The sequence below is a fragment of the Lactobacillus porci genome (assembly GCF_009695985.1).
In the GTDB taxonomy this organism is placed as follows: Bacteria; Bacillota; Bacilli; order Lactobacillales; family Lactobacillaceae; genus Lactobacillus; species Lactobacillus absianus.
The window spans coordinates 13,708-27,459 of record NZ_VUMX01000015.1; the positions used below are offsets into that span (position 1 = coordinate 13,708).

Annotated in this window: 14 protein-coding genes and 1 pseudogene; 8 read left to right on the forward strand and 7 right to left on the reverse strand. The window is 53.2% G+C overall.

Translation table 11 applies throughout. The features are described 5' to 3' along the window. Positions 1-103: 103 nt before the first annotated feature. From FYJ62_RS06290 to FYJ62_RS06300, 3 genes are all read right to left on the reverse strand, one after another. A complete protein-coding gene (locus tag FYJ62_RS06290; protein ID WP_154548862.1) occupies positions 104-1,021 on the reverse strand; it encodes an HNH endonuclease in 918 nt (305 codons plus the stop codon). 83 nt (positions 1,022-1,104) lie between these two features. Then, on the reverse strand, positions 1,105-1,239 hold the full coding sequence (locus FYJ62_RS10920) for a hypothetical protein (RefSeq protein ID WP_154548864.1): 135 nt from the start codon (positions 1,237-1,239) through the stop codon (positions 1,105-1,107). A 46-nt stretch (positions 1,240-1,285) separates the two neighbouring features. Continuing rightward, positions 1,286-1,657, reverse strand: a complete 372-nt coding sequence (locus FYJ62_RS06300; protein WP_154548866.1) for a hypothetical protein — start codon at positions 1,655-1,657, stop codon at positions 1,286-1,288. A gap of 512 nt (positions 1,658-2,169) precedes the next feature. Here FYJ62_RS06300 and FYJ62_RS06305 point away from each other — a divergent pair. The 3 genes from FYJ62_RS06305 to htpX all read left to right on the forward strand — a co-directional run bounded on the left by FYJ62_RS06305 (position 2,170) and on the right by htpX (position 4,949). Further along, the gene (locus tag FYJ62_RS06305) at positions 2,170-3,315 is read left to right on the forward strand and encodes an SLC13 family permease (protein ID WP_154548868.1); all 1,146 of its coding nucleotides are present in this window, start codon (positions 2,170-2,172) and stop codon (positions 3,313-3,315) included. Positions 3,316-3,455: 140 nt separating this feature from the next. Beyond that, entirely contained in the window at positions 3,456-4,013 is a 558-nt protein-coding gene (locus FYJ62_RS06310) for a LemA family protein (protein ID WP_154548870.1), read from the forward strand. A 33-nt stretch (positions 4,014-4,046) separates the two neighbouring features. After that, positions 4,047-4,949 (forward strand): zinc metalloprotease HtpX, encoded by a 903-nt coding sequence (gene htpX, locus FYJ62_RS06315; RefSeq protein WP_154548872.1) that lies wholly within the window; start codon positions 4,047-4,049, stop codon positions 4,947-4,949. 160 nt (positions 4,950-5,109) lie between these two features. Here htpX and FYJ62_RS06320 read toward each other — a convergent pair whose 3' ends face one another. Both FYJ62_RS06320 and FYJ62_RS06325 read right to left on the reverse strand, forming a co-directional pair. After that, positions 5,110-6,060: a helix-turn-helix domain-containing protein gene (locus FYJ62_RS06320; protein ID WP_154548874.1), complete on the reverse strand. Its 951-nt coding sequence runs from the start codon at positions 6,058-6,060 to the stop codon at positions 5,110-5,112. Positions 6,061-6,124: 64 nt separating this feature from the next. Next, on the reverse strand, positions 6,125-7,603 hold the full coding sequence (locus FYJ62_RS06325) for an MFS transporter (RefSeq protein WP_154548876.1): 1,479 nt from the start codon (positions 7,601-7,603) through the stop codon (positions 6,125-6,127). Between the two features lie 650 nt (positions 7,604-8,253). Between FYJ62_RS06325 and iscB the strand changes: the two are divergent. From iscB to FYJ62_RS06345, 5 genes and pseudogenes are all read left to right on the forward strand, one after another. Further along, positions 8,254-8,880: pseudogene (gene iscB / locus FYJ62_RS10785) on the forward strand (RNA-guided endonuclease IscB); the annotation flags it as partial. Beyond that, positions 8,768-9,514: an HNH endonuclease gene (locus tag FYJ62_RS10790; RefSeq protein WP_229771848.1), complete on the forward strand. Its 747-nt coding sequence runs from the start codon at positions 8,768-8,770 to the stop codon at positions 9,512-9,514. The pseudogene iscB and the gene FYJ62_RS10790, both read left to right, overlap by 113 nt. A gap of 81 nt (positions 9,515-9,595) precedes the next feature. Next, complete coding sequence (locus FYJ62_RS06335) at positions 9,596-10,963, forward strand: ATP-binding cassette domain-containing protein (protein ID WP_154548878.1); 1,368 nt, start codon at positions 9,596-9,598, stop codon at positions 10,961-10,963. Positions 10,964-10,972: 9 nt separating this feature from the next. Next, positions 10,973-11,626, forward strand: a complete 654-nt coding sequence (locus tag FYJ62_RS06340) for an energy-coupling factor transporter transmembrane component T family protein (RefSeq protein WP_154548880.1) — start codon at positions 10,973-10,975, stop codon at positions 11,624-11,626. A gap of 137 nt (positions 11,627-11,763) precedes the next feature. After that, positions 11,764-12,132, forward strand: coding sequence for a pyridoxamine 5'-phosphate oxidase family protein (locus FYJ62_RS06345; protein WP_154548881.1), 369 nt, complete (start codon positions 11,764-11,766; stop codon positions 12,130-12,132). Positions 12,133-12,221: 89 nt separating this feature from the next. Here FYJ62_RS06345 and FYJ62_RS06350 read toward each other — a convergent pair whose 3' ends face one another. Together FYJ62_RS06350 and FYJ62_RS06355 are read right to left on the reverse strand one after the other, a co-directional pair. Next, on the reverse strand, positions 12,222-12,647 hold the full coding sequence (locus FYJ62_RS06350; RefSeq protein ID WP_154548882.1) for a hypothetical protein: 426 nt from the start codon (positions 12,645-12,647) through the stop codon (positions 12,222-12,224). A 17-nt stretch (positions 12,648-12,664) separates the two neighbouring features. After that, on the reverse strand, positions 12,665-13,663 hold the full coding sequence (locus FYJ62_RS06355) for a serine hydrolase (RefSeq protein ID WP_154548883.1): 999 nt from the start codon (positions 13,661-13,663) through the stop codon (positions 12,665-12,667). Positions 13,664-13,752 lie beyond the last annotated feature (89 nt).

The following is a 13,752-nucleotide window of genomic DNA, read 5'->3' on the forward strand; positions in this document are numbered from 1 at the left end:
ATGCTTTGCGTTTTCACTTTGTTACATTCAGTTACAAAGCATTCTTTCATTGTTACATAATTTACAAGTCAATAGCAAAGAGATAACTTTTTGTTTACCATTTTTAAATGATGTCTGTTTTTTTGCTAGCAATGGCCAGCTTCCAGCCGTTGGCAAAGTGTTCCTCCCTTGCCAGGCGCAAGGCATCGTAGTCGGCTTCCAGGCTGTCGATGGCATCCTGCAGGCGCTTGTTGCTCTTGCGGATGGCATTGAGCTCAGGATCATTGACGACGCCCTTTAAGTGGACCTTGGCCGCCAGCATCCTCCGCCGCTGCTGGAATTCCTCTTTTAAGGGACCCAGGGCATTTTCATACTTGACCAGCTGCTGGTTGATGGCGGGAATCTCGTCGTTGAGCTTGACAAAAAGATCATAAGGCATGTTCGACTTGATCCGGTTGCATTCCTGGCAGGACAGGATCAAGTTGTCCAGGCGGTTGTTCTGGGACAGGGACACGGGATCCTTGTGGTCCACGCTCCTCCCCCGGCGGCCGCAGTACTGGCAGCGGTACTTGTACTTGGCGCGGATCCGCTCGCGGTCGATATAGTCGACCTCATTGAGCTGGAAGTTGACCTTGAGCCCCATTTTTTCCAAATTCATGGCAAAAGTCAGGCCCGGGTCGGGCACGAAGCCGCTCACGCCCGTTTCACAGGCCACCAGCGCCCGGTTGACCTCTTCCCGGCTGATCTGCTGCTGAACCAGCGAATTGCCGTCAAAGTCCTGCAAAAAGCCCTCATAGCGCTTGCGTAGCTTGGCTGACCCCAGCAGAAAATTCTGTTCGTCCACTTCCTGCCCGGTCCCCACGTAAGTAAAGAGCAGGTTGGCGGCAAAGACCTTGACCACCGGATTGCCATAGTCTTCCGCGGCCAGCCCCCGCTGACGGCAGATGTCACAGATGCTGGTCAGCTTTGGGTTCATCAGGCCCTTTTGCTTAAAGTGCAGGGAATCGATCCTGAGCCCGCAGGCACTGCATTGAAATTTCATCTAAACCTCCCGTGCGTACGAGTCAATAAACAGAAAAAGACCAAGGCAGAGCCCTGGTCTTTCATCATCTGAGTCAAAAACAATTACTTGTTTTCGTCCTTAGCAGCTTGGTTCAAGTATGAAACAACAGCAGCTGCGTGAGCAACGCGCTTCTTAGCGTTAGAAGCGTTGCGTGGACGACGGTGTGGGTTGATACCCGTGTGGATATTTCTTGACATGTCTCTTCATCCTTTCATCGATTTTCGAAAATCAGTAGTTATTATACTACTCTTTCTTGCTCTTGTGCAAGTCTTCATCCAACTTACTATAGCGGAAGACAAAGGACACTGCAACCGCGTATAAGAGGTAAAGGCAGCCAGCGATCCACAGCTGGGGCACTTTGTTCCAGAAAAAGACGGCCACTACTGCCTGGGCAAAAGGAAAAGCCCAGAAGTATTTGGCGGAAATCCTGGTCAGGGGCAGAACCGCCAGCAGCAAGGATAAAATGCCCAGGCCGATCATCAGCTTGATCGCGGTAATATAGCGGGCGCTGTTGACGTCCAAAGCCCGGTAGGCCTGGCTGCCCATAAACGCGGCCAGCAGCAGGCCCAGCAGCAGGTTGGCAATTTTGATGACTTTGCTCAGTGTTTGCTTCATTTTGACAAAATTCTCTCTTTAATATTTGAACTTGGCGCGGCGCTTTGGGCCGCATGTCAAATTATAGCCTTTTTTCAGTTCATTGGCTTTATTAATAATTCTTAACAAAGCTTCCACCCGATGTAAGCGCTATTTCTTTTCAGAAAGTGGTCCGCGCCTTGAAACCAATTTTTGGCCGTTGGCAAAAGTCGGTCACTTTTGTTCAGTTAAAAAAGGTAGCAATTGCCCATTTTTGCTGATCGGTGTAAAAAGGCGATATACCGGCATTCACAGCTATTTTTGTTAGTTATTCATTTGCGAATGTTCGGATTTTTATTGGGACTTTTTGCCTTTTGCGATTCGTCAAACTCTTTTCAATAACATCTGTTCGTTAATTTTGAACTATTGAGAATTTTAGAAAAATAGCACACAATAGAAATATTGAAAGTAAAGTAATAGTTTCAGTTTCGTTAATTTTGCGTTAAGCATCAAAGCCAATGCTTTTAGCAAGTTCTAGAAATTAGGAGTTTAATATGGACGCTGCCAAAAAAGACAATTCAACAAACTTCTTAGCCTTTTTCAAGAAGATGTTCGGGGACCGCATCTTGCAGATTACCATCATCATCACCATCATCAGCCTCTTCTTCGCGCGGCCTAGAAGCGGCGACATGAACTGGCACACGATCGAATCCGTGGCCACGATGCTGATCTTGATCCAAATCTACGGCTACCTGCACGTTTTGGACATCATTGCCTACAAGCTGACGGCGATTGCTGACTCCACCCGCAAGCTGAACCTCCTGTTCACCCTGCTGGCCATCCTGTCCGGCATGTTCCTGGGCAACGACATTACCTGCCTGACCCTGATTCCGCTCTACTTGAACATTGCCAAGAAGTACAAGCTGCCGCAGATCCTTCCAACCACCTTGATCGGGATGGGGGCCAACATCGGGGCGGCCTTCACGCCATGGGGGAACCCGCACAACATCTTCGTGGTCTCCAACTACCACCTGATGCCAGCCACCTTCTTCAAGTGGACCCTGCCTTACCTGATCGCGGCCATGGCCGTCTTCTTGTGCGTCTTCTTCTTCGTCCCGAAGGATGCGGTGCCAACCCAAGAAGTCGTGGAAATTGAGATCTCCTGGCCAATGACTATCGTCACGACCGTGATCTTCCTCTTCTTCTTCGTCGGCGTCTTCAAGTTCGTGCCGATCTGGATGCCATTAGTCGCTTCCATCATCTGGGCCCTGATCTTAAACTGGAAGATCCTGGTCCACATCGACTACGCCTTGCTCTTGACTTTTACCCTGTTCTTCGTCTTCATCAGCGACATCCAGCAGATTCCGTTCGTTGTCACCCTGATTCACGGCTTCGTTGGGACTGAGATGAGCACCTACTGGACGGCGATCATCTCCAGCCAGTTCATGAGCAACGTTCCTTCAACCATCTTGATCGGGAAGTTCTCTAAGTACGCTGAAGCCCTGACTTTGGGCTCCAACATCGGCGGCTTCGGGTCACCAATCGGCTCCATGGCCAACATGCTGGTCATGCGGACCTTCTACGCCCACGCTTCCAAGGACCAGAAGCAGCAGTTCTTCCCTAAGTGGTTCACTTACCAAATGATTGGCCTGGTCATCCTGTCCGCGATCGGCTGGGTGATCGTCAAACTGGCCCTGTAAATCAGCAAAATGAAAACGTCCAAAGGCTTTTGGGCGTTTTCATTTTGCCAGAAATATGCCATAAGCTATAATTAAATGAAGAGCACGTTTAATGAAACAAAAACGTGAAAATGCAATATGCAGATAAGGAGGCATGAATTATGACCCTTTGGATCGTGCTCCTGATCCTCGTCATCTTGATCGCGATTTTTTACATCTCTGCCTACAACGGCATGCAAAAAGCCAAGATCAACACCGAAGAGGCCTGGAGTCAAATCACCGTACAATTGAAGCGGCGCAATGACCTGATCCCCAACCTGGTGGAAACGGTCAAGGGCTACGCCAAGCACGAAAAGGAAACCCTGTCCGCTGTCGTTGCCCTGCGCAACCAGCTGGTGCAAGTGCCAGCCGATGACCACGAACAGGCCATGCAGCTGTCCAACCAGATCACTGACAGCCTGAAGAGCATTTTTGCCCTGGCTGAAAGCTACCCGGACCTGAAGGCCAACCAGAACTTCGGCCAGCTGCAGGAAGAACTGACCAACACGGAAAACAAGATTGCCTACTCCCGCCAGCTGTACAACTCCTGCGCGGCCAGCTACAACAAGCTGCTGGTGACCTTCCCGTCCAACATCGTGGCCAACATCCACCACTTCAGCAAGGTTGACTACCTGTCAATTCCTGAAGAAGAGACCAAGGCTCCGAAAGTTTCATTTTAAGCAATTCATTTGGCACAATATTAAGGAGGATCAATGCTTTACGAGCAAATTGCGCGCAATAAGCGCAAAACCTTCTTGGTCATGTTCCTCTTTGCCGTGATTTTTGTCCTGGTTGGAGCAGGCCTGGGGCAGCTGCTCTGGGACAAGCCCCTGCCGGGCATCCTGACCGCCCTGGTCGTGGCCTTGGTCTACAGCTTCCTGGTCTTCCAGGACCCAGTCAATGTCGTCATGTCCATGAACCATGGACAAGAATTGCGCGAGGAAGACAATCCCCAGCTCTTTCATATCGTTGAAGACATGGCCATGGTGGGCCAGATCCCCATGCCCAAGGTCTACCTGATCCCTGACCAAAGCCCCAATGCCTTCGCGACAGGCCTGTCGCCGGACAAGTCGGCCGTAGCCGTGACCCAGGGGCTTTTGGACATGATGGATCGCGAAGAACTGGAAGGCGTCCTGGGCCATGAAATCTCCCACATCCGCAACTACGACATCCGCTTGTCCATGGTTGCCCTGGTTCTGGTTTCAGCCATCAGCTTCATCTCCCAGTTTGCCCAGCGCTGGATCTGGTATGGCTTCGGCGGGGGAGACCGCGATGACGATGACCGCGACAGCGGCGGCGCGCTTGGGATGATCATCGGCGTGATCGGCGTCGTTTTCGTCCTGATCCTGGGCCCATTAGCTGCGGCCCTGGCCCAGATGGCCCTGTCCCGAAACCGGGAATACCTGGCCGACGCGGGTTCCGTGGAGCTGACCCGGAATCCCCAGGGACTGATCAGCGCCCTGACCAAGATCGAAAACAGCCAGCCCATGAAGGCGGCCAACTCCGCCAGCGCCTCGCTCTATATTGAAGACCCGATCCGCCGGCCCAGCCTGAGCCACTTATTTGACACCCACCCACCAACCAGCGAGCGGATCAAACGGCTGCAAGAAATGTAAAAAGAGTCTGAAAAAACTCTAGCTAATAAAAAAGGCTTCTAGAAGTGAAAAACTTCTAGAAGCCTTTTTATGTATCTCAAATCACAGCAGAGAGCTGCTGAAGCTCATAGGGTGCCCAACTGCTACGTTTTTCCCAGACTCTTTTTCGCGTCCAGCAGGCTTATTTCAAATTGATCTTTTGCTGCCGGAACAGCTCATCGCGTTTTTCATTGGGGGACATCCCATAGACTTCCTTGAACTTCTTGTAGAAGAAGGACTTGCCATTGTAGCCCAGCTGGTGGATGATCTGCATGATCGACAGGTCCGTCCTGGCCAAAAGAACGCAGGCCTCATCCATCTTCCGCTCATTGACCAGGTCGATAAAGCTCTTGCCGGTCCGCTTCTTGACCAGGTTGGAGAAGTAGTTGGCATTTAAGCCAAAAGCCTGGGCCGCCGTCTTCAGGCTGGTGTCCATGTAGTTGGCGTCAATATAGCGGTTGATCTCCCGGGCGCCCAAGTGGCCGGGCTCCTTTTTGGCAGCCTTAACCTGGCTGCCAAAGCGCTCTGAGCGCAGGCTCAAAGCCGCGGCCTTGGCCAGGTTGGCCTTGATCAAGGCCGAAGCAAAGACATCCCCATCCAGGTACTCATCCACCGCGTTTAGCAGGCATCTGGAGGCTGGCATCAGCGGAATGTTCCTGACCCACAAGAAGCCATCCTGCTTGATCCGTTTGAGCCAGGCCGTGCAGACTTGGGCGTCTTTATCCGTCTTGGCGAATTCCTGCTCAAAAAGGGGCTGCAGGCCCAGGCTTGGCCGGAACTTGAACTTCAAGAGCAGAGTCCCGCGGCTGGGGTCCAGGAGCTCATAAGCTGCCCCCTTGTCCAAGAGGACAAAGTTGCCCGCGCCAAAGTCCAGCTCCTTTTTTTCAAGGCGCAAGGTCTCATGCCCTGCCGCCAAAAAGAGCAAAGTCACCACATCAGTCAAGTACCTGTGAATCCCCAGATTGGTATTTTCCAAATAAATGGTGCAGAGGTCAAGATCGCTGCTCCCCGCGGGCAGGGTCAATTCATTATGATCGCGCCCCTGCTTGCGCAGTAGCGTCTGCAAGTATTCATCTAAGGCTACGGTTGCCAAGCCAGATCCCCCCTATCGTTTAAACTATTTATATTTTACAACAATTGGAACCTGTCAACGGGCTTTAGCGCTTTTGGCCTCGTTTTTCCTGCCTTCTGGCCCAAATCGCGATCAATAATGCCGCGGCAACAAGGATGAAGCCGGCCCAGAAAATCGCGTGAATCGCCCCATAGAGGATCTGCTCCATCTCCGGCAGCAGCTGGCGCGGCAGGCGGGCTCTGGTTTCAAAGTCGGACAGGTGGTTCAGCATCTTGATCGTGATCCGGCCGTGGCTTTGGGCCACGCCCTTGGCCAGGTGCTGGTTGAGGATCACGCCAAAAATTGAGGACGAGATGGCCATGGCCAGCATTCTGATCAGGTAGGAGAAAGAAGTCGCCACGGGCACGTCCTTAGGGTCAGCATCCTCTTGGACCTTGACCTGGAGCTGGTTGAACATGATCCCGTTGCCAACCCCCTGCAGCATCCCCGCCACCAGGATGGCCCAGTAAGGGAAAGAGCGCGGGGCCACGGCCATCAGCAGGTAGCCAAAGAAGATCACCCAAGTGGTGTAGAGGATCACCTGGTACTCGCTCCAGCGGTGGCGCAGGCGCTCAACGGACAAGGAGCCCAGCATGTCGGTAAAGGCTCCGGGAATCTGGGTCATCCCCCCGACCAAGGCGGTTGAGGCCATCAGCCCTTCCGCCCACATTGGCGCGTAGACGCTGAAAGACGACATCGCGGCCCAGATCAAGACAAAGAGGGCAAAGTCAATCACCAAAGGCCGGTTCTTGAACAAGCGGCCCGGAATGATTGGGTCGTCCGCCCGGTGTTCCACCAGCAGCAGCATGCCCACGAAGATAAAGGCCGCCGCGAAGACCAGAAGCGCCGTGGCCAGGTTGACCGCGCCCAAAAGCTGGGTTCCCAGCAGCAGGGCCACCACCCCTAAGGACAAGAAGACAGCCCCGCCCAGGTCGACCTTGCGGACGCTTTTTTCCTTATGTTCTTCCTTAAAGAAGAGCTGGACCAAAACGATGGAGATCAAGGCCACCGGGATATTGATGTAGAAGACCCAGCGCCAGGACAAAACGTCGACGATCCAGCCCCCGAACAAGGGCCCCAGGATGGTCGCGGTCGTGAAAAAGGCCGACACCATGCCCAAAACCTTCAAGCGCTTGTAAGGATTCGGATACAGGTCAGAGTAGATGATATAAGGCAAGGAGACCATCCCGCCGTTGCCGATCCCCGCGATCAGGCGGAAAAAGAGCAGGAACGGCATCGAATTGGCCATCCCCTGCAAGAGCGCCCCCAATAGGAACATGGCCGCTGAAAGCTGGTAGGCCAGCTTGTTGCCGCGCCGCTCGCCCAGTTTGGACCACAAGGGCGTGGACACCGCGGTGCCCAGCAAGAAAATGGCGACTAACCAGCCCGTATATTCAATCCCGTGCAAATCGGCGATGATTCTTGGCAGCGCCGTGTTGATGATCGTGTTGTCCAGCCCCGACATCACGTTGGACAGCATCAAGGCTGACGTAACGATGCGGATCCGTTGTCTTTGATTCGGCATGCTTTCCTCCTAGGCAAATTAAAAGTTGACAGTCTAAATATTAGAATACAACGAATTAGAAAATAATTAAACAGAGTTCTTGTGCAAAGAAGCGCAAAATAGACATTGCTTATGCTTTCTTATATAATTAGGCGGTAAAGTAAGCGGTTTAATTGCATGGCGGGGTGCCTAGCAGCTGAGATCAGACCCAGTCAATGGTAACCCCTTACTGAAGTAAGGGGCTTGAAGTGCAAGCTTCAGGTCTCTTATCTTTAGCAGGGAAGCTGGAGAAATCCGGCTTTCATTGTCTAGACTAAGCAATCCAGTCGGCTTCGGCTGACTGGATTGCTACGTTATCCATGTCATCACACCCAAGGATGATGCCCAAGTCTTTGGCTCTGTGGCAGCTCTGTAAACAGTCATGAGGTTAACATGACAGTCAACTGCGTTTGTCATGGTTCTTCGGAATCATGGCAAACCCCGTAATTCTCCGGAATTATGGCAAGCATGGATAACATTGTCGATGGGCATCAACGCAAATCCAAATTGGGTCTCCTGATTTGGACGAGCGGCAGGAATCACTGTTTCCTGCATTACGGAAAAGGAGAAAAAACATGAAGCACGAAAATGCCAATCGGGTGTTTCTGCTCAACAGGGACGGCAAGCCGCTAATGCCATGCCGTCCAAGAAAAGCCAGACTGCTGCTGAAAAGCGGCAAGGCATTCGTGGTCAAGAAATATCCGTTCACCATTCAGCTGAAATACGGCTCATACGGCTATAAGCAGAAGGTCAGCCTTGGCGTAGACACCGGACAGAGACATATCGGCTTTGCCGTGGTCAGTCAAGAAAAGGTGCTGTGCCAAAGCGAGGTAGAGCTTCGCCAAGACGTGCACGCGAATCTGTACACGCGAAAGATCTACCGCAGAGGCAGAAGAAGCCGCAAGACCCGCTACCGTCAAGCCCGCTTTCTCAACAGAGTGCACGGCAAGCGTGACGGCTTATGGCTTCCGCCATCAGTAAAAGGCAAGGTGAATCACAACATTGCCTGGATCAAGCGGTATTTGGCGGTATTGCCGAATCCCGATCTTCATGTCGAGGTCGGCAAGTTCGACATGGCCAAGATGCTCAATCCGAAGATTTCCGGCAAGCAGTATCAGGAAGGCAGCCTGAGGGGCTGGAAGAACTATGAGTACTACGTGCTGGCCCGCGTGTCAGCTCTGCCGCAAGCATGGCAAAGGCGTGAAGCTCGCAGTACACCATATCATCTACCGCTCACAGGGCGGAACGGATCGCGTAAGCAATCTGATAACGCTTTGCACGGACTGCCACACGACAAAGAATCATCAGCCAGGCGGCAAACTCTACAAATGGATGAAAGCCAAGAAGAAAGTGACGACGCATCTGAAAGGCGCGACGTTCATGAACATTCTGCGCAAGCGGATCATGGCGGCATTCCCAGAAGCAAGCTTTCAGTATGGCTCGCAAACCTACGTTGACCGCAAAAATCTTAATCTGCCCAAAGGCCACTTCATGGACGCGATCGCAATCAGCGGGATCAAGTCGGTCGGTCAAATGCCGGAAACGGTGACGATGATCAGCCAGTTCCGCAAGAAGAAGCGCTCGCTTCATGAAGCAACCGCAAGAAAAGGCAGAAAGCAGCCGAACACGACAGCCAAGCGGAATGCGAAGAACACGAAATGTGCTCGCGGCATATGGCTGAATGACTACGTTCGCGTAATTGGAAATAATGCCAAGGGCTACGTTCAAGGCTTTAAGTCGAACGGATATTTTGTGTATCTGACAGATAGCTTAGGCAATTACGTACTGAACAATGGCAAGAATTACATCAATGGAAAGCAGTGCCGGCTGATCATGCATAACGGCAACTGGCAAAAAGCAGAGCAAAAGCTTTCTCTGTACGAATTTAAGTAAGAAAGAAGGAAGGCAGGCAAGCCCTATTCCTCTACCCATTGAAATAGGTGGAATCCCAGGCTTGCCTACCGTTGAAAATCATTGAATGCCGAAATTTCCATCCAGCACTTGAGCTTTGAATATGACGAGCACCACCCCCTCCTGTCCGACCTGTCCCTGACCTTCACCCCTGGCGCCTTCTCTCTCTTGATCGGGCCCACGGGCTGCGGGAAGTCAACCTTATTGAAGATTATGGCCGGCCTCTACCCCAAATACGGCGGCAAGATCACCCAAGGCCAAGTTGACCTGGGCGGTCTCAGCCAAGCCATGATGTTCCAGGATGCCGGCGAGCAGTTCACGATGGCCACGCCCAGGGAAGAGATCATCTTCAGCCTGGAAAACCTGGGCCTGAGCCGCGGGCAATATGAAGCACGGCTCCAGCGGGCCACGGACTTTGCCCAGATCGGCCAGCTATTAGACCAAAAGATCGCGACCATGTCGGGCGGCGAGCAGCAGCGCGTGGCCTTGGCCGTTTTGGTGGCCATGGACGTCGACCTGCTCTTGCTTGATGAGCCTTTTGCCAGCGTCGACCCGCAAGCCCGCTCCTTCTTGGTGGACAAGCTGGTCCAGCTGAAGCAGCAGGGCAAGACCATCATCCTAACCGACCACGTCTTTACGGACTACCTGGGCAAGGTCGACCAGCTCTACCGCTTTGACCAGCAGACGGTTCGCCAATTGCCGGATCAAGAAAGAGACGCGGTCCTCGCCCAAGACCAGACCGTCCCCTTGGCCTTTGCCTTGCCACGCGGCAGCGATCCAGCGGCCTTCGTCCTGACTGACGTTGAGCTGCGGACCGGCCGCCTCCTTTTAAAGCAGGACCAGCTCAAGCTCTACCAGGGCAAGGTCACCCTGCTGACGGGGCCCAACGGGGTCGGCAAGACCTCCCTCTTTCGTGCCCTGACCAAATTGCTGCCTTATTCTGGCTCCATCTGCTGGGAAGGCAAGGAAGTCGCCAAGCAGAAGGCCCGAACCTATTTCCTGCATGTGGCCCAAGTCTTCCAAAAGGCCACCGACCAGTTTATCCAGATCACGGTTAAAGACGAGCTGGCCATCAGCAAGAAGCTGCGCAAGAACGACTACTTAACTGATGAGCGGATCGACCAGGCCTTGGCGGACCTAGATTTGATTGACCATTTGGACCAGGTCGTCTACTCCCTGTCCGGCGGGCAGAAGAAAAAGCTGCAGATCTTATTGATGCTGATCTCCGGCCATGAAGTCCTGCTCATCGATGAGCCCCTCAGCGGCCTGGACCGCCAATCAAGCAAGCAGATCATCCAGCTCATGCAGGACAGCCAGGCGGCCATGAACCAAACCATCATCGTCATCAGCCACCAGTTCCACGGCTTGAGCGACTGGTGCGACTACCACCTGCGCCTGGACCAGCAGCGGCTCCAGTACGTCACGGATTAAGGAGGAAGCATGAATCCAAGTCTTAAAGTCTTGCTGGCCCTGATTGTCTCTTTGGAGCTTTCATTCAAGGTCAGCCTCGAGACCAACCTGATCGTCATGACCCTGTGCCTTTGCTGGCTTTTAGTCAAAAAAATGCGGCCCAAGGCCATCTTGACCATGCTCTTCTTCGCGACCCTGGCCGCCTTCACGGTCTTCTCCTCGGCCTACCTTTTTTCCGACCGCAAGCAGCTCTGGTACGCCTTGGACATCACCACCCGGGTCTACGTCTACACCTTGACCACGGCCTGCCTGACGGTCTCCACGACGGCTGAGGAAATGGCCCGCTCGCTTGAGCAGAACCTGCACCTGCCAAGCCACTTTGCCTACGGGACCCTCGCGGCCTTGAACATCATTCCCCGCATGGCCCAGGCCGTCAAGCAGATCCGCGTGGCCGGCCTCATGCGCGGGGTCAATCTGTCCTTCTGGTCGCCGGTCCTCTACTTCAAGGCCATCCTGGTTGCCCTGAACTCCGCCGACAACCTGGCCCAGGGGATGGAGGCCCATGGCTTCCGCGAAGGCGCCAAGCGGTCCGCGATCGTGAAGATCCCCCTGACCGGCAAGGACTGGGCGCTCTTTTTCAGCGGCTTGGCCCTGCTCAACATCTGTGCCTTCCTGCTTCCTTAACTTTTTCCAAAAAAATCTTAAAATCATGGTCAAAATTGACCTACATCAATTTTTTCCTGGCGAATTGCTATAAAATAGTAAGCAGATAAGAGATCAATCAAGAAAAAATAAACTGAATTTAAGAAGGAGACGTCATTATGAAGAAGTTAGACACTGCTGTTTTGACTGCTGAACAAGAAAAGTTCTTCAACGAAGCTTTGGCCTTCATCGCCACTGTTGACAAGGACGGCAACCCGCAAGTCGGCCCCAAGGGCTCATTGCGCGTAATCGACGACAAGCACCTGGCCTGGTCAGAAGTAACCTTCGCCCACGCCTTTGAAAACATCAAGGCTGGCAGCCGCGTGGCCGTAGTCGTTGCTGACGTGCCAAGCCACACCAACGTCCGGGCCGTAGGGACCGCGACGATCCACGAAGGCGACGACTTCGCCAAGAAGCTGGCCAAGGAAACCGGCAAGCCAGAAACCGCGGCTGCCGTAGTCGTTGAAATCGAAGAGCTGTTCGCTTAAGCTCAGCGGCATAATATTTACTTAAATTTCTATATTCCCACACACCAAAAATCCATCCCGCGAGGGATGGATTTTTATTTGCTATTTTTTCACCAAGCACCTTTGATGATGCCGACCGTGGCCGCGGCCAGGGCCAGGACGAACAAGGCAATTTCCGCCCACGTGACCCAGGGCGCGGCGTTTTTCCAAGTAAAGGCATTAAAGGACAAATTGACCGCCAGCAAGCCGGCTTGGAAGATCCAGTACCAGAACAGGGCGTCTTGGCGGACCAGCAGCAGATAGGCGAGCAGATAGAGGCTGACGAGCAGGGCCGCGTACTTCAAGAAGCCGGCCTGGTCCGCGATCCACCCGCCCAGCCACTGGCCGATTGCTGCCACGAAGATGGCCGCGATAAAGGCGATCCGCAGGCCGTTATGAGCCTTGGGCCCTTCTGAGACTAAGTTGAGGACCAGGTCAAAAAGCGTAAAGCTGAGCAGCAGGTTGGTAACGAAACGGACAACTTGTTTGACTGACATATTTTCTCCTATCGCTTCTATTCGGCCAGGTCATAGATCTTCTGGGCAACCGCCGCGATCTGGTCATTGGACCAGCCGTTGGTGAAGATGGCCAGGACAAAGGGCTTCTTGGCGTAGACATAGCCCACGTCGTTGTTGATGGCACCGTTGATCCCGATCTTATGGTCAACGCGGACCGGCAGGGTGCCGATTTTTTCCGACTTCCAGTCCGTGGCGCTCAAGTATTGGTTAACCGGACCGTTTTGCGAGTGGAGGTAGGCCATCACGCGCGCGGCTTGCAGGGTCGTCATGGTCTTGCTGTAGGAAGGGATGCCCGCGATTTTGTTCAAAAAGGCATTGAAGCTGGCTTGGTCTTTATTGCAAAGGTGGTAGAGCAGCTGGTTGCTGGCGGCATTGTCTGAATGGACCATCGCGTCTTCCAGCAGGGTCTGCACGCTGTACTGCTTGCCTTCGGGATTCTGGTTCTGCAGGACTCCGGTTCCGCCTTTAACCATGTGGTTGGGCGTATCGTCCGCTGCTGATGTGTAGGTCAGCTTGCTTGAATAGGACAGCTTCCCGCTTTGCACCAGGTATTGGGTGTAGGCCGCGACTGGCAATTTAGCACAAGAGGCTGCGTACATTCCCGTATTTTCGTTGACTCCGACGGACTGGCGGCGGTTGTTTGAAAGGTCGATGAATTCCACGCTGACCGCGCTGTTATCCGCGTACTTGGTCAGGTAGGCGCGGATTTTCTTGATCACCGGCTCCATCTTCACCGACTTTGAGCTGGCAGCCGCCCCTTTGCCGCGCTGCCCGGACTGGCGGCTAGTCTTTTGGGGACTGGCCGGCTTTTGACTGGCTTGCTTTTGCCGGGCGGACTGGTGACTGGACTGGCTTTTGGCCTTCTCTGACTGCTTGACTGAGCTCTCGACCGGGCTGGACGTGGCCGGGCGCGCTTTCTGGCTGCCGCAGCCAACCAGCAGCAGGGATGCGGCTAACAGACCGGTCCAAGCTAAGAGATGTTTTATATTTTTCAAGAATTCCCCTCCCAATTATCACGAATAATTAACATAAATACTTTATCATGTTTTGCCACTAAAACTAAAGATAATCGGTTAAAATGAGT